15 protein-coding genes and 1 tRNA gene are annotated in these 20,767 nt (G+C 75.2%); 9 read left to right on the top strand and 7 right to left on the bottom strand.

The features are described from left to right. Window positions 1-35: 35 nt before the first annotated feature. Window positions 36-108: transfer RNA gene (locus tag AB0D66_RS05520), tRNA-Arg, on the bottom strand. Window positions 109-440: 332 nt separating this feature from the next. On the opposite strand from AB0D66_RS05520, the gene AB0D66_RS05515 reads away from it, so the two are divergent. The 8 genes from AB0D66_RS05515 to AB0D66_RS05480 all read left to right on the top strand — a co-directional run bounded on the left by AB0D66_RS05515 (window position 441) and on the right by AB0D66_RS05480 (window position 10,737). Next, window positions 441-2,051, top strand: a complete 1,611-nt coding sequence (locus AB0D66_RS05515; protein WP_362297044.1) for a dynamin family protein — start codon at window positions 441-443, stop codon at window positions 2,049-2,051. 4 nt (window positions 2,052-2,055) lie between these two features. Further along, window positions 2,056-3,915: a GTPase gene (locus AB0D66_RS05510; RefSeq protein WP_362297041.1), complete on the top strand. Its 1,860-nt coding sequence runs from the start codon at window positions 2,056-2,058 to the stop codon at window positions 3,913-3,915. A gap of 100 nt (window positions 3,916-4,015) precedes the next feature. Next, complete coding sequence (locus AB0D66_RS05505; RefSeq protein ID WP_362297039.1) at window positions 4,016-4,423, top strand: single-stranded DNA-binding protein; 408 nt, start codon at window positions 4,016-4,018, stop codon at window positions 4,421-4,423. Window positions 4,424-4,734: 311 nt separating this feature from the next. Continuing rightward, the gene (locus AB0D66_RS05500; RefSeq protein ID WP_362297037.1) at window positions 4,735-5,886 is read left to right on the top strand and encodes a thioester domain-containing protein; all 1,152 of its coding nucleotides are present in this window, start codon (window positions 4,735-4,737) and stop codon (window positions 5,884-5,886) included. Window positions 5,887-6,231: 345 nt separating this feature from the next. Further along, window positions 6,232-7,713 (top strand): phosphatase PAP2 family protein, encoded by a 1,482-nt coding sequence (locus AB0D66_RS05495; RefSeq protein WP_362297034.1) that lies wholly within the window; start codon window positions 6,232-6,234, stop codon window positions 7,711-7,713. 171 nt (window positions 7,714-7,884) lie between these two features. Next, a complete protein-coding gene (gene ettA, locus AB0D66_RS05490) occupies window positions 7,885-9,549 on the top strand; it encodes an energy-dependent translational throttle protein EttA (protein WP_362297032.1) in 1,665 nt (554 codons plus the stop codon). Between the two features lie 10 nt (window positions 9,550-9,559). Next, window positions 9,560-10,027, top strand: a complete 468-nt coding sequence (locus AB0D66_RS05485) for a thioesterase family protein (RefSeq protein ID WP_362297029.1) — start codon at window positions 9,560-9,562, stop codon at window positions 10,025-10,027. Next, complete coding sequence (locus AB0D66_RS05480; protein ID WP_362297026.1) at window positions 10,024-10,737, top strand: hypothetical protein; 714 nt, start codon at window positions 10,024-10,026, stop codon at window positions 10,735-10,737. The genes AB0D66_RS05485 and AB0D66_RS05480 overlap by 4 nt, the downstream gene beginning before the upstream one ends. Window positions 10,738-10,750: 13 nt before the next feature. On the opposite strand, the gene AB0D66_RS05475 is transcribed toward AB0D66_RS05480, so the two are convergent. Beyond that, complete coding sequence (locus AB0D66_RS05475) at window positions 10,751-11,155, bottom strand: globin (protein ID WP_069920319.1); 405 nt, start codon at window positions 11,153-11,155, stop codon at window positions 10,751-10,753. 91 nt (window positions 11,156-11,246) lie between these two features. Here AB0D66_RS05475 and AB0D66_RS05470 point away from each other — a divergent pair, with 91 nt between their 5' ends. Further along, window positions 11,247-12,248 carry a methyltransferase domain-containing protein gene (locus AB0D66_RS05470; RefSeq protein WP_362297023.1) on the top strand — a complete coding sequence of 334 codons (1,002 nt, stop codon included), beginning with the start codon at window positions 11,247-11,249 and terminating at the stop codon, window positions 12,246-12,248. A 10-nt stretch (window positions 12,249-12,258) separates the two neighbouring features. Here AB0D66_RS05470 and AB0D66_RS05465 read toward each other — a convergent pair whose 3' ends face one another. The 5 genes from AB0D66_RS05465 to AB0D66_RS05445 are packed head-to-tail and all read right to left on the bottom strand — an operon-like array spanning window position 12,259 to window position 20,738. After that, a complete protein-coding gene (locus AB0D66_RS05465; protein ID WP_362297020.1) occupies window positions 12,259-13,239 on the bottom strand; it encodes an FHA domain-containing protein in 981 nt (326 codons plus the stop codon). Between the two features lie 43 nt (window positions 13,240-13,282). Continuing rightward, the gene (locus AB0D66_RS05460; protein ID WP_362297017.1) at window positions 13,283-14,608 is read right to left on the bottom strand and encodes a VWA domain-containing protein; all 1,326 of its coding nucleotides are present in this window, start codon (window positions 14,606-14,608) and stop codon (window positions 13,283-13,285) included. 41 nt (window positions 14,609-14,649) lie between these two features. After that, on the bottom strand, window positions 14,650-16,341 hold the full coding sequence (locus tag AB0D66_RS05455) for a protein phosphatase 2C domain-containing protein (RefSeq protein WP_362297014.1): 1,692 nt from the start codon (window positions 16,339-16,341) through the stop codon (window positions 14,650-14,652). Window positions 16,342-16,344: 3 nt separating this feature from the next. Continuing rightward, on the bottom strand, window positions 16,345-19,491 hold the full coding sequence (locus tag AB0D66_RS05450; RefSeq protein WP_362297012.1) for a tetratricopeptide repeat protein: 3,147 nt from the start codon (window positions 19,489-19,491) through the stop codon (window positions 16,345-16,347). Beyond that, the gene (locus AB0D66_RS05445; RefSeq protein ID WP_362297009.1) at window positions 19,488-20,738 is read right to left on the bottom strand and encodes a hypothetical protein; all 1,251 of its coding nucleotides are present in this window, start codon (window positions 20,736-20,738) and stop codon (window positions 19,488-19,490) included. Before AB0D66_RS05445 ends, AB0D66_RS05450 begins: the two co-directional genes overlap by 4 nt. Between the last annotated feature and the right edge of the window lie 29 nt (window positions 20,739-20,767).

The raw sequence follows: 20,767 nt of genomic DNA, 5'->3' as shown, positions 1-20,767 counted from the left end.
TCCCTTGGGGAGGGCTTGCGGTGGTGGAGTGTAAGTGCCCCCGGCAGGACTCGAACCTGCGGCCAAGTGCTTAGAAGGCACCTGCTCTATCCACTGAGCTACGGGGGCCGGAAAGTGGCCCTGGTGGGCCTGGAGCCCCCGGTGGGGGTGGGACTGCGGTCCGTGCCGGGTCAAGGATAGGGCTCCGGTTGCCTTGTCCCGGTTGCTTCACTCGCGTGCCACGATGTGGAGGTTCGGTGAAGCGGTCCCGATAATCGCAGGCAGGTGCGATTCTCGCATCGCTTTTGCGCCGCGGCGCCGTGGGTGTTGTGCACTCGTTATGCCTGCGCCCCACTCGTCCGCCGTGTCCAGGATGTCCCAGTGGAGTCGCGCTCGGCGCGCAGAGGACGTATAAGCTTCAAAAATGGTCCTAAATTGGGCATTCTTCACATGTGGTGACCTTGGATGTTCGGCCTCAGCTGCTCGATGCCCTGTCCGCCCTGCGCGACCGGGTCGCGTCCGTGCGTCTGCCGCTGCCCCTGCCCGGCGCTCCGCGCGCCCGCCAGACCAGAGCCGAGCTGCTCGCGCAGCTCGACGACTACCTCGTACCCCGGCTGAAGGCGCCCGAGGCGCCGATGCTCGCCGTCGTCGGCGGGTCCACCGGAGCCGGTAAGTCAACCCTCGTCAACTCCCTCGTCGGACGACAGGTCAGCGAGGCCGGGGTGTTGCGCCCCACGACGCGCACACCCGTACTCGTCTGCCATCCGGATGACCACCACTGGTTCGCCGGGATGCGGGTGCTGCCCGACCTGATGCGGGTCTGGGTCCCGCACGGCGAGGAAGAGCCCGCCCTCGCCCACCGGGGCCACGACCGGAGCCCCGGCCACGGGCACGCCACCCGCGAGATGCGGATCGAGACCGTCTCCACCCTGCCCCGCGGACTCGCCATCCTCGACGCCCCCGACATCGACTCCCTCGTGGTCGAGAACCGGACACTGGCCGCCGAACTCATCTGCGCCGCCGACGTCTGGGTGATGGTCACCACCGCCTCGCGGTACGCCGACGCCGTCCCCTGGCACCTGCTGCGCACCGCGAAGCAGTACAAGGCCACCCTCATCACCGTCCTCGACCGGGTCCCGCACCAGGTGCTCGCCGAGGTCTCCCGCCAGTACGGGGCCCTGCTCACCCGCGCCGGGCTGGGCGAGGTACCGCGCTTCACCGTCCCCGAACTCCCCGAGTCCGCGGGCGGCGGCGGGCTGCTTCCGGCCAGCGCCGTCGCGCCGCTCTACGCCTGGCTCGCCCACCACGCGCAGGACCCCGCCGCCCGCCAGTACGCCGTCGGGCGCACCGCGCTCGGCGCGCTGGACTCCCTCGGCCGCCGGATGCCCGAACTCGCCTCCGCCGTCGCCGCCCAGCACGCCGCCGCCGTACGGCTGACCTCGGCCGTGGAGGACGCGTACAAGCGGGAGGGCCGGCGCGTGCGCAACCGCCTCGACCAGGGCGCCGTACTCGCCGGGGACGCGCTGACCCGCTGGCGCGGCTACCCCCTCGACACGAGCGCCGACGAACTCCTCGACTCGCTGGCCGAATCGCTCGCCGCGCTGCTCCAGTGCGCCGTCGCCGCCGCCGACGAGCGCATCGCGGAGGCCTGGCGGCGCGAGCCCGCCGCCGGCGCGGTGCCCCTGCCCACCCCCGACCGGGAGGCGGGGGAGCGCATCGGCATGGCCGTACGGCGCTGGCGGCGCGTGCTGGAGGAGCTCGCCGAAGAGGAGGTCGCCGCGCTCGAGCGGCAGCCGGTCCCCGACCCGGACGCGGTCGCGGCCCTGCTCGTGGCCGCCCTCCTCGGCGGCAAGCGGGCCCGCCCCGCCGGGGAGAAGCTCGCCGAGCGGATCGGGGCCCAGGCCGCGCTGCGGCTGCGCGACCGGGGCGGTGAGCTGGTCGGCGACCACCTCGACCAGGTGCTGCGCGCCGAACGCGACCGCCGGCTCGCCCCGTTGGAGGCCCTCGAGGTGACCCCGGAACCCCAGGCCGAACTGATCGCCGCGCTGTCCCTACTGCAGAAGGAGAGGTGACGCGGTGACTTCCCTGGCCGACCGCACCGAGGACCGATGGGACGACGGGCTCATCGCGCGCTCGCGCCCCAAGGCCGCCGAGGCCACCGCGGACGAGGGCATCGACGGCCTCGGCGCGGACGAGGGCGACGAGGGCGACGACGCGCTCGTACGGGCCGTCTCCGGCGCCGGCAGCGACGGCGGCAAGTCGGCCGCGCCCCCGCTCAGCCCCGAGGGGCAGGCCCTGCGCCTGCGCCTCGACGCCCTGCGCCAGCTGGTCGGACTGTCCCGGACCCGGCTCGACGGCAAGACCCTCGCCGAGGCCGGCCGGGTCCTGGACGAGGCGGCGGCGCGGCGCGGACTGTCGCCGCAGCACACCGTCGTCGCGATCGCCGGAGCCACCGGAAGCGGCAAGTCCACGCTCTTCAATTCACTCGCGGGGGTGCAGATTTCGGAAACGGGGCTGCGCCGCCCCACCACGGCCGCCCCCATCGCGTGCAGCTGGTCGGACGGCGCGGCCGGCCTGCTGGACCGGCTGGAGATCCCCGGACGGCTGCGGCGCCGCCCCCGCGAGACCTCCGAGGCCGAGGCGCTGCGCGGCATGGTCCTGGTCGACCTGCCCGACCTCGACTCGGCGGTCGGCGCGCACCGCGACCACGTGGACCGCGTCCTGGCGCTCGTCGACGCGGTGGTGTGGGTGGTGGACCCGGAGAAGTACGCCGACGCCGTGCTGCACGAGCGGTACCTGCGCCCGCTGGCCGGCCACGCCGAGGTGACCTTCGTCGTGCTCAACCAGGTGGACCGGCTGCCCGGGGAGGCCGCCGACCTCGTCCTGGACGACCTGCGCAGGCTCCTCGACGAGGACGGCATCGCGCTCGGCGAGCACGACGAGCCCGGTGCCACCGTGCTGGGGCTCTCCGCGCTGACCGGCGAGGGCGTCGGGGAACTGCGCGAGCTGCTCGGACAGTTCACCCAGGAGAAGGGGGCCGCGACGCGGCGGATCTCCGCCGACGTGGACCGCGCGGCCGTGCGCCTGCGGCCGCTGTACGTGGCCGACGGGCACGCCGGGCCCGAGATCGGGGAGGCGGCGCGCGCCGAGTTCGAGGACCGGCTGGCCGAGGCGGTCGGGGCGTATGCGGCCGGGCTAGCGGCCGAGCGGGCCTGGCGGCGCAACGCCGGAAAGGCCTGCGGGACGCCCTGGCTGCGGCTGTGGCGGTGGTACGAGAGCCGCCGCGCCCCGCGCACGCTGTCGGGGCTGGCCGCACTCGCGGCGATCGGCGGCCGGGGCACCGCGGTCGCGGAGGCTCCGGTCGAACAGGAGGTGACCGCGCGTCAGCGCGTGGAGCAGGCGGTGCGGGCGGTCGCCGACGAGGCGGTCACCGGCCTGCCCGACCCATGGGCCCAGGCGGTGAGGGAGACGGCGGTGCGCGGCGCCGAACGCCTCCCGGAGGCCCTGGACGAGCTGGCGGTGACCCTCGGGGCGGCGGTCGCGGTGCCGAGCGTCAAGCCGCCGCGGCCCGCGTGGTGGCCGGCGGCGGTGCTGGCCCAGGCGGCGATGACCCTGCTGCAGATCTACGGCGGGCTGTGGCTGCTGGGCCAGATCATCGGGATCCTGGAGCCGCAGCTGATGCCGCCGGTGCTGCTCATGGTGGCGGGCATCGTCGGCGGGCCGCTGGTGGAGTGGGCCTGCTCGATCGCGGCGCGCGGCCCGGCGCGCAGGTACGGCCAGGACGCGGAGCGCAGGCTGCGGCAGGCGGCCGCCGGGTGCGGGCGGGCCCGGGTGCTGGAGCCGGTGGCGGCGGAGCTGCTGCGCTACCGGGAGGTGCGGGAGCAGTACGCCGCCGTCGCCGCAGGGGGGACGAAGTTGTCCACAACCCGGCAGTAATCCACAGGCCGGAGCGGGGTGCCGGGGGGCGGCTCCAACATGGTGCGTACCTCGTGCGGATGGTCCGTACGGGTATGCATCGCGGGGGAGGGCGGCCGGGATGAACGACACCCTGGTGACGCTGGTGGGATACGTGGCCACCCAGGTCGACTACAAGGAGACGCCGAACGGTCCGTCGGCGAGGTTCCGCTTCGCCGTGACGCCGCGGTACTTCGACCGGCGCAAAGAGGCCTGGACGGATGGGACCACCAGCTTCTACACCGTGTGGGCGCGGCGCACCCTGGCGGTGAACCTGGCGGGTTCCGTATCGGTGGGCGAGCCGCTGGTGGTGCACGGGCGGCTGCGGGTGCGGGAGGACCCGCCCGACGGGGAGGGGCACCGGTGGGTCTCGGCCGAGATCGACGCGACGGCCATCGGGCACGATCTGAACCGGGGCACGGCCGCGTTCCGGCGGGTCGTCAAGACCGAGACGCCGCTGATGGCCACTCAGAAGGCGGCGGTGGTCTGAGTGTTCGAGGCGGTTAGGATTCCCCGGTACTCACGGGCACCTGGGTCTTTGGCCCGAAGGGGAAGACTGTGTCGATTGCCGTTCCCGCATCCTCCGCTCCCGATTCCACTCCTGCTGCCGTCGCTCCTGCTGATACTGCCGCTGTTCCCGGCTCCGGCTCCGGTCCCGGTTCCGTTCCCTGTTCTGCTTCCGGTTCTGCTTCCGGTTCCGCTTCTGTTCCTCGCCCGGTCCCGCGCGCTGTTCCCCGGACCGCACCGCAGGCCGTCCCGCCGGCCGCCGCCGTACGGGGCGCCGCGCGGCGCCCGCTGGCCGTGGCACTGCTGGCGGCGGCCGCCCTCACCGCCGCGCCCGGAGCCCGGGCCGCGGCCGACTCGGACCCGGCGGTGGCCCGGGCACCGGAGGGCGCGAGCGCCGTGCTGGACGGGCTGAAGACCTACGGGCAGGCGGTCCTCCACTCCGGGGACGGGTCTGTCCGGCGCATCCCGGCTGGGCTCTACGAGATGCGGGTCGACGGCGGGGGGATGCTCCAGACGTACGGGGTGGGCGTGGAGGGCCACGCACAGCCCCAGTCCCGTTACACGGAGAGCGGCTGGAGCGGCAGCCCGCTCGCCGGGAAGCGGGAGGCGGGCCGGATCCGGTGGGTCCTTGAGCACTCCTATCCGCAGCTGAACGATCTGGCGGGGCTCGCCGAGGCGGCCGGGGCCGGTTCGCTGACCGCGGAGAGCGCGGCGGCGGGCACCCAGGTGGCGATCTGGCGACTGGCCGAGGGCGCGCGGGTCGAGGCCGCGGATCCGGCGGCGGAGAAGCTGGCCGACTACCTCCAGCGGGAGGCCGGGCAGCTGCCCGAGCCGCCGGCCTCGCTGGGGCTGGACCCGGGCGACGTGTACGGGGCGGTCGGCACCCGGCTCGGTCCGGTGACCGTGCGGACGGGGGCGCGGAGCGTGTCCGTCGTCCCCGACGCGGCGGCCGTCGCGATGGGGGTGCGGGTGGTGGATGCCGAGGGGCGGCCGCTGGCCGCCGCCGCCAACGGCACCCGGCTGTACTTCGAGGTGCCCGCGGGCACCCCCGACGGCACGGCCTCGGTCACCGTCCACGGCGCGACCAAGGTTCCCGTCGGGCGGGTCTTCACCAGCGGGGCGCCGGCGCAGGCGCAGATCGTGGCGGGTTCCAGCGAGTCCGCGGCGGCGGCCAAGGCCACGGCGGTCTGGCCGGAGCCCCCGGCGGTCCAGCCCGTCACCGCGGAGGGCGGGCAGCAGCCGGGCATCCAGCCCGCCGGCCAGAACGGCCCGGCCGCCCAGACCGGCCAGAGCACCCCGGACTCCCCGGACGAGGAGCGGCTGGCCTCCAGCGGCAGCTCGGCGGCCACCCCGGTCATCGCCTCCCTGGCGGTGGGCCTGGTGGTCCTCGGCGGCCTGGTGGTCCTGCTGCTCCGCAAGCGCCCCCTGGACGAAGAGGAGCACTGACCCCCGAGCCGCCCCCGCGGCGAGGGCGGCTCCGGGTCGGGCCCGGTCCTCCCGCGGCGAGGGCGGCTCGGGGTCGGGCACGGTCTTTCTGCTGCCTGGGCGGCTCGGGGTCGGGCCCGGTCTTTCTGCGGCCTGGGCGGCTCGGGGTCGGGCCCGGTCTTTCTGCGGCCTGGGCGGCTCGGGGTCGGGCCCGGTCTTTCTGCTGCCTGGGCGGCTCGGGGTCGGGCCCGGTCCTTCTGCGGCCTGGGGCGGCTCGGGGTCGGGCCGGCCCCCCGCGCGCCGGGGGGCCTGGGGGTCGACCCGATCGGGTCGATTTTCCCGGCGAGCCCGGGGTAGGCGCAGGCCATGGCGGAGCAAGAGTTGACCTGGCAGGGCGCGGTCGCGCGGTGGGACCGGCGGCTGTTCGACATGGTGGCCCGACGGCACTGGCCGGGGGCCGACCGGGTGCTGCCCAGGCTCGGGCGGGCCGCGAACCACGGCGTGCTGTGGGGCGGGGCCGCCCTCTCGCTCGCCGCCTTCGGGTCGGCCCGGGCCCGCAAGGCCGCCGTCCGCGGAGCCGCCTCACTGGCGCTGGCCTCCGCGACCATCAACACCGTCGGCAAGTGGTCCGTACGCCGCCCGCGGCCGCTGCTGGACGGCGTGCCCGCCGTGCGGCAGCTGGCGAGGCAGCCGCAGACCACCTCCTTCCCGTCCGGGCACGCGGCCTCGGCCTTCGCCTTCACCGCCGGGCTCGCGCTGGAGTCCCCGGGCTGGGGTGCCGTCCTGGCCCCGGTGGCCGCGTCCGTGGCCTTCTCCCGCGTGTACACCGGCGTCCACTACCCCTCCGACGTGCTCGCGGGCGCGGCGCTCGGCGTGGCCGCGGGCCTGGTCGTGGACCGGCTCGCCCGGGACGCCAAGGAGGCCAGGGTCGTGCCGGGCGCCGAGCGGCGCGCCGTCGGGGTGCCCGCCCTGCCCGACGGGGCCGGGCTCACCGTGGTGGTCAACACCGCGTCGGGCACCGCCACGACCGCCGGCCTCGACGTGCTGCGCACCCGGCTCCCCGAGGCCGAGGTGATCGAGTGCACGGGCCCGGAGCTCCCCGCCGCACTGGAGTCCGCGGCCTCCCGCGCCACCGTCCTCGGGGTCTGCGGCGGCGACGGCACCGTCAACGCGGCCGCCACCGCCGCCCTGCGCGCCGGGCTGCCGCTCGCCGTCTTCCCCGGCGGCAGCCTGAACCACTTCGCCATGGACCTCGGCCTCGCCGGAACCGAGGACACCTGCCGCGCCGTGGCCGAGGGCGACGCCGTCCACATCGGCGTGGGCCGCTTCACCCCCGGACCCGACGACGGCCGGCCCGGCTACTTCCTGAACAACTTCAGCATCGGCGCCTACCCCGAGCTGCTGCGCCACCGCCTGCGCTGGGCCCCGCGCATAGGCGGTGGCCCCGCCGCCCTGCTGGCGGCCTGGCGGGTGCTGAACGCCCAGCGCCCCGTGCGGCTGCGCCCGGCCGGGAGGTCCCGGAGCGTCTGGCTGCTCTTCGCGGGCAACGGCACCTACCACGGGACCGGCCCCACCCCCCGCCGCCGCGACAACCTGGGCGAGGGCCTGCTCGACGTACGGCTCGTCCACGGCGGCGGCCGCCCCGGCCCCCGGCTGCTCGCCGCGGCCCTCGCGGGCCCGCTGACCCGCTCCCCGGTCCACGCCGCCACCCGGCTGCGCAGCCTGCGGATCGACGAGATCCCGCCGGGCACCCCGTTCGCGTACGACGGCGAGTACGCCAAGGCCCCCGCCGGCCTGGTCCTGGACTCGCTCCCCGACGCCCTGACCGTCTACCGCCCCCACCCGTGACGGCCCCGCCCCCACCCGTGACGGCCCCGGGCCGGCCCGGGACGCGCCCCTGACGGCCGTCCCGGGACGCGGCCCCGGCCGGACGGACCGACTACCCATTCGCCCGCAGGTATGGACGGCTGGCAAGATGGGGTGTATCTGCCCACCCATCGATCTGCCGGACGGTTTCTCTTGGCTGAGTTCATCTACACCATGCGCAAGACGCGCAAGGCGCACGGCGACAAGGTGATTCTTGATGACGTCACCCTGAACTTCCTGCCCGGCGCGAAGATCGGTGTGGTCGGCCCGAACGGTGCCGGCAAGTCCACCGTTCTGAAGATCATGGCGGGCCTGGAGCAGCCGTCCAACGGCGACGCCTTCCTCTCGCCCGGCTTCACCGTCGGCATCCTCATGCAGGAGCCCAAGCTCGACGAGTCGAAGACCGTCCTGGAGAACGTCCAGGACGGCGCCGCCGAGACCATGAAGAAGCTCAAGCGCTTCAACGAGGTCGCCGAGCTGATGGGCGTCGAGTACACCGACGCCCTCATGGACGAGATGGGCAAGCTCCAGGACGACCTGGACCACTCCAACGCCTGGGACCTCGACGCCCAGCTGGAGCAGGCCATGGACGCCCTGGGCTGCCCGCCCGGCGACTGGCCCGTCACCAACCTCTCCGGTGGCGAGAAGCGCCGCGTCGCGCTCTGCAAGCTGCTGATCGAGGCCCCGGACCTGCTCCTCCTCGACGAGCCCACCAACCACCTCGACGCCGAGTCGGTGAACTGGCTGGAGCAGCACCTCTCGCAGTACAAGGGCGCCGTCGTGGCCGTCACCCACGACCGGTACTTCCTGAACAACGTCGCCGAGTGGATCCTCGAGCTCGACCGCGGCCGTGCCCACCCGTACGAGGGCAACTACTCCACCTACCTGGAGAAGAAGGCCACCCGCCTCAAGGTCGAGGGCCGCAAGGACGAGAAGCGCCAGAAGCGCCTCAAGGAAGAGCTGGAGTGGGTGCGGTCCAACGCCAAGGGGCGTCAGACCAAGTCCAAGGCCCGTCTGGCCCGCTACGAGGAGATGGCGGCCGAGGCGGACAAGATGCGCAAGCTCGACTTCGAGGAGATCCAGATCCCGCCGGGCCCGCGCCTGGGCTCGATCGTGGTCGAGGTCAACAACCTCTCGAAGGCGTTCGGCGACAAGGTCCTGATCGACGACCTGTCGTTCACGCTGCCGCGCAACGGCATCGTGGGCATCATCGGCCCGAACGGCGCCGGCAAGACCACGCTCTTCAAGATGATCCAGGGCCTGGAGACGCCGGACTCCGGCGCCATCAAGGTCGGCGAGACCGTGAAGATCTCGTACGTCGACCAGTCCCGCGCCAACATCGACCCCAAGAAGACCCTCTGGGCGGTCGTGTCGGACGAGCTGGACTACATCAACGTCGGCCAGGTCGAGATGCCGTCCCGCGCGTACGTCAGCGCCTTCGGCTTCAAGGGCCCGGACCAGCAGAAGCCGGCCGGCGTCCTGTCCGGCGGTGAGCGCAACCGCCTGAACCTGGCGCTGACGCTCAAGGAGGGCGGCAACCTGCTGCTCCTCGACGAGCCCACCAACGACCTCGACGTCGAGACCCTGTCCTCGCTCGAGAACGCGCTCCTCGAGTTCCCCGGCGCGGCCGTGGTCATCTCCCACGACCGCTGGTTCCTCGACCGGGTCGCCACGCACATCCTGGCGTACGAGGGCGAGTCGAAGTGGTACTGGTTCGAGGGCAACTTCGAGTCGTACGAGAAGAACAAGATCGAGCGTCTCGGCCCGGACGCGGCCCGTCCGCACCGTGCCACCTACAAGAAGCTCACCCGAGGCTGAGGCCCGCACCATGGCAAGACACCACTACCGGTGCCCCCTGCGCTGGTCGGACATGGACTCCTTCGGCCACGTGAACAACGTGGTCTTCCTCCGCTACCTGGAGGAGGCGAGGATCGACTTCATGTTCCGGCTGGCGCCGGGGGAGGGCAGCGAGTCCTTCACGGGCGGGTCCGTCGTGGCCCGCCACGAGATCGACTACAAGCTGCCCCTCGTGCACCGTCACGAGCCGGTGCTCATCGAATCCTGGGTGACCCGGATAGGCGCCGCGTCCCTGACCATCGGCTACGAGGTCAAGGACGAGGCGACCGAGGACGCGCCCGAGAAGGTCTACGTGCGCGCCTCCACGGTGGTCGTGCCCTACAACCTCGCCGAGGGGCGGCCCCGCCGCATCACGGCCGAGGAGCGGCACTTCCTCGAGAAGTACCTCGACGAGCCGGGCACGCCGGCGGCCCGCTCGGAAGGACGCCTCGCGGCATGAACGAACGGCTGCACTTCGCCGACTCCGGGGAGGCGGCGGACCTCGCCGCCTTCCTGGGCCGGCTGGTGCACTACGACCGCGCCGCCGCCGTCCGGCTCCAGGCCGGCGGCGGCGCGCTCGCCGTCTTCGGGCGGCCGCCGTCCTTCGAGGTGCTGGCCGTGCGCACGGTGCGGCTCGCCGCGCCCCTCGCCACACCGCTGGACCTGACCGTCTCGGCCGGCGAGTTCCTGGAGGCGGTGGACGAGGCCGCGGCCGAGGCCACCGTGCCCGGACCGGTCACCGGCCCGCCCTGGGCCGGGGTGCTCCCGCCCCGCGGCGGCTGGCGGCAGCTGCCCGGGCTGCCCGGCCCCGAGGAGATGCGGGCGGCCGTGGCGGGCGCCGTCGCCGAGTTCCGCGCCCGCGACGAGGCCCTGCCCGCGCAGCACCGGACCCGCTCCGAGCGCGACCGCATCGGCCGCGAGATCTGGTCCCGCACCCTGGGCGACACCGAACTCCCGCTGCGCGCCGTGCACGCCGCGCAGTCCCTGGGCTTCCTGCGGCCCGTACGGTCCACCGTGCCCGCCGCCGCCCCGGCCCCCCAGGGCCCCGCCCCCGTGGCCCTGCTCACCGCCGGGAGCTGGCTGCGCCTGCGCACCCCGTACGGCTCCGTCGCCATGCGCCGCCCCGGCAACACCGCCGGCCTGGGCGCCCTCCAGGTCCGGCCGGTCTGACCCCCGCAGTCCGCTAGCCCGCCGTGTTGATCATCGACGCGGCGGCATAGGTCAGGTACTTCCACAGCTGGGCCTCGTGCTCCGGGGCCAGACCCAGCTCGTCCAGCGCGACCCGCATGTGGCGCAGCCAGGCGTCGTGCGCCGCCGCGTCCACCTGGAACGGGGCGTGCCGCATCCGCAGGCGCGGGTGGCCGCGGTGCTCGCTGTAGGTGGTGGGGCCGCCCCAGTACTGCATCAGGAACAGCGCGAACCGCTCCTCGGCCGGACCGAGGTCCTCCTCCGGGTACATCGGGCGCAGCAGCGGGTCCTCGGCGACCCCCTGGTAGAAGCGCCGGACCAGCCGGCGGAAGGTCTCCTCGCCGCCCACCTGCTCGTAAAAGGTCTGCTCCTGAAGCGTGCCCCGCGGAATCTCATTCACCCGACCATCGTCTCAGACACCCGGACGGAGGACCGGGGTCCTAGGACCCTCCGCGCTCGCCCGCGACGGCCGCGCGCAGGACAGTGGAGGCATGGGTGCACACACCGCACGCACCACCGGGCTACGGGACCTGCGCGAGACCGCGCACGCCGCCCAGGTGCGGGAGCTGACCGCAGCCGGCGTCCTGGACGACCCGGCCTGGCAGGCGGCCTTCGCCGCCGTGCCCCGGCACGTCTTCGTCCCCTACTTCTGGACCGGCCGCGGCGCCGGCCACGAGCGGCTCTGGGGGCAGGACCCCGATCCCGAGCTGCGGGCCCGCTGGCTGCGCGGGGTCTACGCCGACACCCCGCTCGCGACCCGGCTGCGCGACGGCGAACTGGTCTCCTCCAGCAGCCAGCCCTCCCTGATGGCGAAGATGCTCCGGGCCCTGGAGGTGCGCGACGGCGACAACGTGCTGGAGATCGGCGCGGGCACCGGCTACAACGCCGCCCTGCTGTGCCACCGGCTCGGCGAGGACCTCGTCACCACCGTGGACCTCGACGAGGAGATCACCGAGTCCGCGCGGACGCACCTGGCCGAACTCGGCTACCACCCGGTGGTGGTCACCGGGGACGGGGCGCGCGGCTGCCCTGCCCGGGCCCCGTTCGACCGGATCCTGGTGACCTGCACGCTGCCGGTGGTACCGCCCGCCTGGACGGCCCAGTGCCGTCCCGGGGCGCGGATCCTGGCCCCGCTGTCGACCGGGCTGATCGCGCTCACGGTCCGCGATCCCGGCTTCGCCGAGGGCCGCTTCCTGCACACTCCGGCGTACTTCGTCCCGCTGCGCGGGGCCACGGCGGCCCGGCCCCGCGATCCGGCCGCCGGGGTGCCGCACGGGCTCCCCTACGAGCTGGTGGAGAACGAGCGCTTCCAGTTCATGCTCGTGCTGACCGAGGGCGTCCTGCACCCCCGCGAGGCCCTGGACCTGTGGCGCCACGAGGACCGGCCGTCCCGCGAGCGCTTCGGGGTCACCGTCACCGGCGAGGGGCAGTGGGCATGGCTCGACGACCCCCAGGGCCCGTACGTGTGGCCCCTGGGGGAGACGCGCGACTGACCTGGCCGGATCAGCCGCGGCGGATGGTGATCGTGGTCCAGGCGCCCACGTGTACGCGGTCGCCGTCGGCGAGCGGGACCGGGACGTAGGGCTGGATCGGGTCCTCGCCGCCGTTGATGGTGGTGCCGTTGGTGGAGTTCTGGTCCACCACCGCCCAGCTGAGGTCGGGCTGCTGGACCAGGACCGCGTGCTGGTGGGAGACGCCCGGGTCCTCCGGGGGCACCGACAGGTCGATGTCGGGGGACTCGCCCGTGGAGGCGCGGCGGCGGCCGATGGTGATCTGGCCGCCGGCGAGCGGCAGGTGCTGCTCCGGGGAGTACGCGGGCAGGTTGAGCCCGGCCGCCTCGGGACCGCTGCGCTGCATCATCGCCATGAAGTACGAGCGGTCGGGGCCGACCGTCGCGCTCCAGGAGCCGCCCTGCGGTGCGAAGGACTGCTGCTGCGGCGGCTGGTACTGCTGGTGCTGCTGCGGGGGCTGGTGCTGGTACTCCTGCTGGTACTCGCGCTGGGGCGGCGGCGGGGGCTGCTGCTGGTACTGCGGCTGCGGCTGCGGCTCGTGCGCCGGAGGCGGCAGCAGCCAGTCGTCCTCGCGCTGCAGCGGCTCGGCCGGCCGGTTGACCCGGGAGGGCCGCGAGCCCTGGTACTCGAAGTGGTCCTGCGCGTACGTCACGGGCGGCGGAGGCGTGGACGGGGCCACACCGGCGGTCCCGTGCCCCTGCGGCCCGGAGTCCGGGGCGACCGGGGCGTACGAAGTCGCCGAGCGGGTCAGGAAGTTGTACCGGCACTCCTCGCAGAACGGGGCCATGGCCTCGCGCGGGGTCCGGCACTGCGGGCAGAGCTCGGCCTGGGCGGTGGGCTCGCCGGCGGTCGGGGGGTAGCCGTAGCCGTAGGAAGGCGCCGCGGGCGGGCCTTCGGAGGCAGCCATGCGATGGCCGCAGACCTCGCACCAGTCGTCGGAGGCGGACTGGTGCCCGTTCGGGCAGGTCGGCATGGCGGCGCTTCCCCCTTCTGCCTGCGTCATCGCGTCAGGTCTCTCAGGTCTTCTTCACTCGGACGGTCTGCGTCGAACGCGTTTCGAGGGTCATCTCGTCGGCGTCGGCGACCTTCGCCTTCAGCCGCACAGTACCCGCCGCGGCATCCACGACCTCCACCACCTTCGCCAGCAGCTTGGCGGTGTCGGCGTTTCCCGAGACGCTCGCCAGCTGCACGGCGCGGCCGAGCTTGGCCGTCGCCCCGTCCACATCGCCCAGTTTGCGGGCTTCGAGGCCCTGTTGGATAGCCTGCGCCAGTTCCGCCTGCCCGGTGTAGTGGGCGACCTGCGGGCTGATGGCGGTGGAGGCGGCCAGATCGTCCGTCCACACGGCCCGCACCAGCCCCTGGGCGAGGACCGCGGCGGGCTCGCCCGCCGCGCCCGGCAGGACCAGCGAGGCGCGGGCGGCGAGCATCTCCTGGCCCACGCCCGCGCTCGGTACGCGCACGCACACGTGGTACTCGCGCGACTCGTCGCCCCAGGAGCCGGTCGGGTAGTCGCCGGCCCGCGGACCGGCCTCGGTGCGGCGGGCGGTCAGGTCCTGGACGGCGGGCGCCACCTGCTTGACGTACCGGACCTCCGCGCCGACCGGGGTCCACAGGCGCAGCGCGACGTCCGCGACCTCCTTGCCCATGACGTTCTCCATCATCTGCGTGAAGTCCCCGGCGAGGTGCGCCGGGTCGGCCACGATGTCGGCCGAGCCGAGCAGCGCGCTCGCGATGCCGGTGACCTCCTTGACCTCCCAGTCGGTGCCCACCCCGCGGGCGTCGCAGGTGAAGCGGCCCGCGCACGCCTCGAGGGTGGCGCGCAGCCGGGCCGGGTCCTCGTGCTCGTTGCGGCCGTCGGTGAGCAGGATCCCGTGCCGTATGGCGGCGGAGGACTGCCGCAGCAGGCCGTCGGCCAGCCGCAGCCAGGTGCCGATGGCGGTGCCGCCGCCGGCACTGAGCCCGCGCAGCGCCTCCTTGGCCTGGGCGCGGGTCACCGGGTCGGCCACGGCGAGGCGGCCCTGGCCCGGGTACACCTCCCCGGCCACGTGCGTACCGGCGATCACGGCGAAGGAGGTGCCGTCGCGCAGGGTGTCGACGGCCGCGGCCGTGGCCTCGCAGGCGCCGCGCATCTTCTCCGGCGGGTACTCCATGGAACCCGAGCAGTCGACCATGATCACGACGGCGGCCGCGCCCCGGTCGGCCGACGCGCGGGTGGCGGCGGCACCGCCGGTGGAGGTGACCGTGACGATGGCGTGGACGTCCTGCCCGCCCTGGGGGAGGAACTCGTTCTGGTACACCTCCACGCTGAAGCGCGGGGCGCTGGGCTTGGCGAAGTTCGCCATCGGTGGGGCTCCTAGGGGCTCGGAGAGGCGAGTCGGGCGGGTCAGGCCCGGGGAGACGCTTCCGCTTGCGGTTCCGCTCCGGGGCGGGCGCCCGGTTCCGGTTCGGCGCCCCGCCCGGCCCCGGGTCCCGCTTCCGGTTCGCCCGGCGCGGCGAACGGCACGACGGCGACGGTGACGTTGTCGTGGCCGCCGCCGTCCAGGGCGTGCCCCACGAGGACCTGCGCACTGTGCAGGGGCCGGACGGCGGCGTCCGGGGGCAGCACCTGGGCCATCTCCCGGGCGGCCTCCGCGTAGTTCCACAGGCCGTCGGTGCAGACGACGACCACCCCGGGGTGGTCCGGCTTGAAGACGGCGGTGTGCGGTTCGAGGTCGTAGGCGTCGGCCCCGAGCCAGCCGGTGATGGCGTGGGCGCGGACGTCGGCGTACGCCTCGGCCTCGCCCATCAGGCCGGCCGCGACCATCTGAGCGGCCCAGGAGTCGTCCTCGGTGAGGCGGCGGGACAGTGCGGCGCGGTCGTCCGGGACCCAGTACGCGCGGCTGTCGCCCACCCAGCCGATGGTGAGCAGACCCTCGCTGACGACGGCGCCGACCAGGGTGCAGGCGGGGGCGTTCTGCGCGCCGGGCACCTCCGGGGCCAGGGCGTTGACCGCGGCGGCGGCGGCCAGGATCGCCTCGTGCATGGCCTCCTGGGGGTGGGCGCCGCGCGGGAGCGCGTCGAGCAGGTACTCGTTGGCGGCCGCGGCCGCGGCCGCCGACGCCTCGTCGGGGCGGCTCGCGGAGGAGACGCCGTCGCAGACGATGGCCACGGTGGCGGCGGAGCCGTCGGACAGCGCGGTGGCCGCGACCGCGAAGGCGTCCTCGTTGCGGTGGTGGCGCAGCCCGCGGTCGCTGACGGCGGCCACGCTGCCCAGCTCCTCCTCCAGGTGGTCGCGCTCCCGGGGCTGGGCGTGGCCGCAGTGCTCGCAGTAGCCGTCGTCGTCGACGTACCCGGTACGGCAGGCGACGCAGGTCTTCCCGCCGGCGCCCTGCGGGGCCTCGGCCGGGGTGGTGTGCGCGGGGTCGGGGGCCTCGTACGGGGCCTCGCCCGTGTTCCAGGGGGTCCCCTCCGGCGGCGTCGGGGTGCCGGCGGGCAGGTCGTAGCGGGCCTGCGGGTCGTCGACTCCGGCGCCGTACGGGTGCTCCGCGGCGGCCCAGGGGGTGCCCTCGGGCGGGGTGGGGGTGCCGTGCGGGTCGTCGTGGCCGGCGGCGGCGTACGGGACGTCGGCGGGGTGCGGCTCCGGGGCGTGCCGGGGCTCCGGGGCGTGCCCGGACCCGGGGGCGTGCCCGGCCTCCGGCGCCTGCCCGGCCTCCGGCGCGTGCCCCGGTTCCTGGCTGGTCCCCGGCCGCGGTCCGTTCCCCGGTTCCCGGTCCGGTTCGGGCTCGGGTTCCGCCGGGGTCAGCGCCCAGCCGCCCGGCTCGCCGACCAGCGTCGGCGCGGCCGAGGCGACGCTGCCCCAGCCCGGGGCGGGCTCGGGGACGGCGCGGGCGGCGGGCGCCGGGGCGCCGTACCCGCCCGCGGTCGGCGCGGCCGGCGGGGCCGGTGGCGCCGAGGGGAGGGGGACGGTGGGGTGGTCCGCGGCCGGCTCCGCCGGGGGAGGGGCGGTCACGGCGTAGCCGCAGACGCCGCAGAAACGGTCACCCTCCTCGAGGGGTTCCGCGCAGCAGGGGCAGCCCGACAGCCGATGCATCGACATCACTCACACCCACGTCCGGGGACGGAAACGGTTTGCCCGCTCCACCAGTTCGATCCTCTCCTCGCCCCGCTGCGCCAACCGTGCGAGCACGCGGTACGAGCGCTCCAGTCCGAAGCGCAGGCCGCGTTCGTCCAGTTGGCTGCCGAGCAGCGAGGTGCTTCCGGGATCGGAACCCCGGCTACCCGACAGTACCCAGTCGAGGGCCGAGCCCAGAACTTCCGTCGTGAGCCGCTCGTGGCGCTCGGGATCCAGCCCGAACCTCCGCAGCGCCTCCACCTGCCCGGCGGCCGCCGTCAGGTCGGCCAGCAGGGGCTCCTGCGGGGACCGGTCGCGCAGACGTGCCCGTACGGCGGCCACCCGGGCGGCGGTGTAGTGGATGGAGGCCTCGGGCACGGACTCCAGCGTGAGCACGGCCCCGGCCCGGTCGGCCGCCGCGAGCTGGACCCGGGCCAGCCCGAAGGCGGCGCTCACGAACCCGGGGTCGGTGGTCCAGACGAGGCGGTAGTACTCGGCGGCGTTGTCCAGCTGGCCGAGGACCTCCGCGCACAGCCCCAGCGCCAGCTTCGGCGCGGGCTCGCCGGGGAAGGCGTCGTAGATCGCGTCGAAGGAGAGGGCCGCGATCTCGTCCTCCCCGGAGGCCAGGGAGGCGACGCCGCGGGCCCACACCACGCGCCAGTCGTCGGGATACCGCGCCTCCAGCTCCCCCAGGGAGCCGGATGCCGCCGCCAGTTCGCCGAGCTCGAGCCGGGCCCGCAGCTCCCGCAGCCGCAGCTCGGCCGAATCGGAAGGGGCCGAGCCGAGGGCGCCCAGGAGGTCGCCGGGAGCGGAGGCCAGCAGGCCGGTCAGGAATCCGGCGTTGGGGTCGGCCGGGTCCACCAGCGGTACGGGCAGTGCCAGCGCGGCATCCCGCCGGGGCGCTCCCGCGGGGGAGACGGGGGCGGGCGCGAGCCCCGCTCCCCGGCCCGGAGCCGCCACCACGGGCGCGGCCGCGGGCGCGTGCCGGGGCCCCGGGACCGCCGCCACGTGCGTGGCACTGCTCCCGATCCCGGCCTCGGCGTACCCCGGCAGGGCCGCCCCGACGGCAAGGCCGTCGCCCCCGGGCGCCCACGGGCCTGCGGCCGGGGCCGGGAGCGGGGCGGAGCCGCCGCGGGTCCCAGGCGCGGAAGTACCCGCGTGCGGCGGAAGCCCGCCGGAGCCCTGCGGGCCGGCACCGGCCGGCCGCGCGGAGGGCGCCGCGCCAGGATGGCCGCCGCCCCCCGGCGCCTGCGCCCACGGGCCGGGCGTCCCGGCCGCCAGCGGCGCGGAGCCGCCCGGGGCTCCGGGAGTGCCCGCGTGCAGCGGAAGCCCGCCGCGGGCTTGCGGCCCCGGCGCCCCCGCCGGGGCAGCCCCGGCAGCGAGAGCGCCGCCCCCGGGCGCCTGCGCCCACGCGCCGGGAGTCCCGGCCGGGAGCGGGGGCGCGCCTGCCGGAGTCCCCGGGGCGGAAGCGCCACCGGGCACGGCGTGGCCCCCCGGCGCGACGGGTCTGCGGCGGCCGGGGGTGGGGAAGAGGCCGGCGCCCCGCCGGGAGGAGGCCGGGCGCAGGCCCAGGCGGGAGACCACCGGGTCCGCCGTGTCCGTGAACAGCCGGGTGTCCGGGACGCGGGTCTCCGGGCCGAACAGGGTGGACAGCTGCGGCCGCGGCCGGCCCGTCTGGAGGGCGACGACCTCCCGCAGCACGCCCGTCAGCTGGTCCGCCATCTCCTGCGCGGAGGCGAACCGCCGGCCCGGATCCGGATCGGTGGCCCGGACGAGCAGCCGGTAGAAGGACTCGTACCGCCGGAACACCTCGATGTGCTCCGGGTCCGGCAGCGAGTCCACGAACACATTGGTGTAGCCCTGGAAGTCGAAGGTCAGCACGGCCAGGGTGCGCGCCACCGTGTACAGGTCGGACGCGACCGAGGGGCCCAGCTCGGCGACCTCCGGGGCCTGGTAGCCCACCGTGCCGTAGATGGCCGACTCCTCGTCGTCCATCCGCCGCACCGCGCCCATGTCGATCAGCTTCAGCTGGTCCTGCTGCTGGATCGCGTTGTCGACCTTGAAGTCGCAGTACAGGAGGTTGCGGCTGTGCAGGTGCCCCAGCGCCTCCAGCGCCTCGATCCCGTACGCGCAGGCCTGCTCCACCGGCAGCGGATCGCGCCGCCCGTCCGGCCGGCGCCGCTCGTTCGCGATCTCCTTCAGCGATTTGCCGCCCACGTACTCCATGACGATGTACCCGTCCAGCGAACCGGTCCGCTGGTCCAGGTGCTCCACGAAGTTGTAGATCCGCACGATGTTGGAGTGCTCGATCTCCGCGAGGAAGCGCCGCTCCGATATCGCGGCCGCCATCGCGTCCTCGTCACCGGTGTCCAGCAGGCCCTTGAGCACCACCCACCGGTCCGACACCGCCCGGTCCACCGCCAGGTACACCCAGCCGAGCCCGCCGTGCGCGAGACAGCCCGCCACCTCGTACTGGCCGTGCACCACCTCGCCCGCGCGCAGCTTGGGCACGAAGGAGTACGGGTGCCCGCACTTGGTGCAGAACCCTTCCGTCCGCCCGGGCCGGTCGCCCCGGGCGCGCCCCACCGGCGCCCCGCAGTCGGCGCGCGAGCAGAACCGCTTGCGCTCGGGCACCTCCGGGTTCTCCAGGACCGCGGCCGCAGGGTCCGGACGTGGCACTTCCGGTACGTTGACCAGCCCGGCGCCGAGCCGCCCGCGCCCCGAGGACGAGGGCGCCGAGCCCGAACTGCGCACCGACACCGACCGGGTGGACGCGGGACCCGACAGGGCGCGCGACAGCCGCCCCGACACGGAGCGGCGAGACGCAGACGAGCGCGCCGAGCGCGCCGACGCCGAGGAGCGCGCCGAGCCGTGCGAGCCCCGGGAGCCCGTCGACCCCCTGGACCCGGCCGACCCGGCAGATCCGGTGGACCCGCCCGGCCCGGCGGAGCCCGCGGCCGCGCCGCGCGCCGCGCTCGTCATCCCCGTCGGCGGCGACACCAGCTCCTCCGCGCCCGCCGCGACCGAACCGGTCGGCGCCAGCCCGCAGGTGTCGCAGTAGACCTCGCCCGCGCCCATGTCCTCGTACGCCCCCGGGCAGCCGGGCCGGACGCACCCCGTTCCGATCAGGCTCATGCGCCTTCCTCTCCGGGGGCCCCCGCGCCCCGCACCGCCTCGGCCGCGGCCTGCTGGTAGCGCAGGACCGCCTGCTCGGCGGCCCGCAGGTCGCAGGGCGCGCTCCACAGCATCCGCCGGGCCGCGTCGTACCGCTCGATCAGCAGCGGGTCCTGCGCCAGCCCGTGCCGGGCCACCTTCGCCTTGTAGGCGTCGAGCCGCCCGCGCAGCTCGGCCCGCACCGCGAGGGGCGCCGTCACCGCGGTCAACGATTCACGGGCCCGGCGCAGTTCCTCCCCGGCCCGCTCCTCCAGGGACTCCAGCAGCGGGGACAGCCGGTGCCAGCGGGACTGGCGGCGGTGCTCGGCCGCCGCCGCGAGCTGCTCCTGCAGCACCGTCGGCGGCCCGCTCACCGCGGGCACCTCCGACGCGGCGATCTTCGCCAATACCTCGCCGCGCGCGGTCCGCGCCTCCGCCAGGGTCCGGTCCGCCCGCGAGAGCACGTCCCGCAGGCTGATCAGCCGCTGCTCGGCGTCCTGCCGGACGTCCAGCACGGCCTCGACCTCGCGGCGTACGTCCTCCAGCGCGAGTGCGGCCCGGTCGTAGCGCCCGGTGTCCGGGCGGCCGCCGCCGGGAGCGGAACTCCCCGGCGCCGCCGGCACCCAGAACGCCAGCGGGTCCGCGATCACCTCGGTCCGCAGCCGGGCCAGCTCGGCCGTGATGGTCTCCAGGTCGTCGCCCGAGGGGTGCTCGCCCGGCCGCACCCCCACCGAGTGGGCCAGCGAGCGGGTGCGGTGCAGCTCGGCGGCGAGCAGGTCGATGCGGGCGGGCAGCGCCGACCACACGGCGTCCGCGGCGACCACCACGTCCAGCGAGCTCGCGTACAGCTCGTTCATCCGGGCCACCAGCTCGGCGAGCGAGAACCGCTCCGCCAGCCCGGCGCCCTCCGCGGCGGCGCCCGCGATCAGCACCCCGGGCCCGCGCAGCCGCTCTGTCAGCTCGACCAGGTCCTCGCGGTTCGGCCAGCGGCGCCGCTCGCGGATCTCCCGGGCGGCGGCCAGGGCTCCGCTGTAGGCGTCGAAGTACGTCCACAGCCGGGTGATGTCCGCGTCGGCGGCCGCCCACCGCTCCTTGGTGACCCCGGTCAGCCCGGCGCCCTCCAGCAGCCGGCGCCCGGCGTGGTCCTGAAGGGCCAGCAGCGAGGTCTCGACGGCCTCGTGCTCCGCGCCCAGCCGGGTCAGGGCACGGTCGACGCCGTCCCGGTCCATCACTGCCGACGACCACGACTCCAACGACT

Source organism: Streptomyces sp. NPDC048270, from assembly GCF_040652335.1.
Lineage (GTDB): Bacteria > Actinomycetota > Actinomycetes > Streptomycetales > Streptomycetaceae > Streptomyces.
The sequence above is the reverse complement of the archived record's forward strand: the minus strand, read 5'-3'. Positions and strand labels throughout refer to the sequence as shown.

What these genes read in the sequence shown, in the direction of transcription:
- AB0D66_RS05505 (WP_362297039.1), top strand. Translation starts at nt 4,016, where the DNA reads ATGAACGACACCCTGGTGACGCTGGTGGGATACGTGGCCACCCAGGTC.
- AB0D66_RS05495 (WP_362297034.1), top strand. Translation starts at nt 6,232, where the DNA reads ATGGCGGAGCAAGAGTTGACCTGGCAGGGCGCGGTCGCGCGGTGGGAC.
- AB0D66_RS05485 (WP_362297029.1), top strand. Translation starts at nt 9,560, where the DNA reads ATGGCAAGACACCACTACCGGTGCCCCCTGCGCTGGTCGGACATGGAC.
- AB0D66_RS05480 (WP_362297026.1), top strand. Translation starts at nt 10,024, where the DNA reads ATGAACGAACGGCTGCACTTCGCCGACTCCGGGGAGGCGGCGGACCTC.
- AB0D66_RS05470 (WP_362297023.1), top strand. Translation starts at nt 11,247, where the DNA reads ATGGGTGCACACACCGCACGCACCACCGGGCTACGGGACCTGCGCGAG.
- AB0D66_RS05465 (WP_362297020.1), bottom strand. Translation starts at nt 13,239, where the DNA reads ATGCCGACCTGCCCGAACGGGCACCAGTCCGCCTCCGACGACTGGTGC.
- AB0D66_RS05460 (WP_362297017.1), bottom strand. Translation starts at nt 14,608, where the DNA reads ATGGCGAACTTCGCCAAGCCCAGCGCCCCGCGCTTCAGCGTGGAGGTG.
- AB0D66_RS05455 (WP_362297014.1), bottom strand. Translation starts at nt 16,341, where the DNA reads ATGTCGATGCATCGGCTGTCGGGCTGCCCCTGCTGCGCGGAACCCCTC.
- AB0D66_RS05450 (WP_362297012.1), bottom strand. Translation starts at nt 19,491, where the DNA reads ATGAGCCTGATCGGAACGGGGTGCGTCCGGCCCGGCTGCCCGGGGGCG.
- AB0D66_RS05445 (WP_362297009.1), bottom strand. Translation starts at nt 20,738, where the DNA reads ATGGACCGGGACGGCGTCGACCGTGCCCTGACCCGGCTGGGCGCGGAG.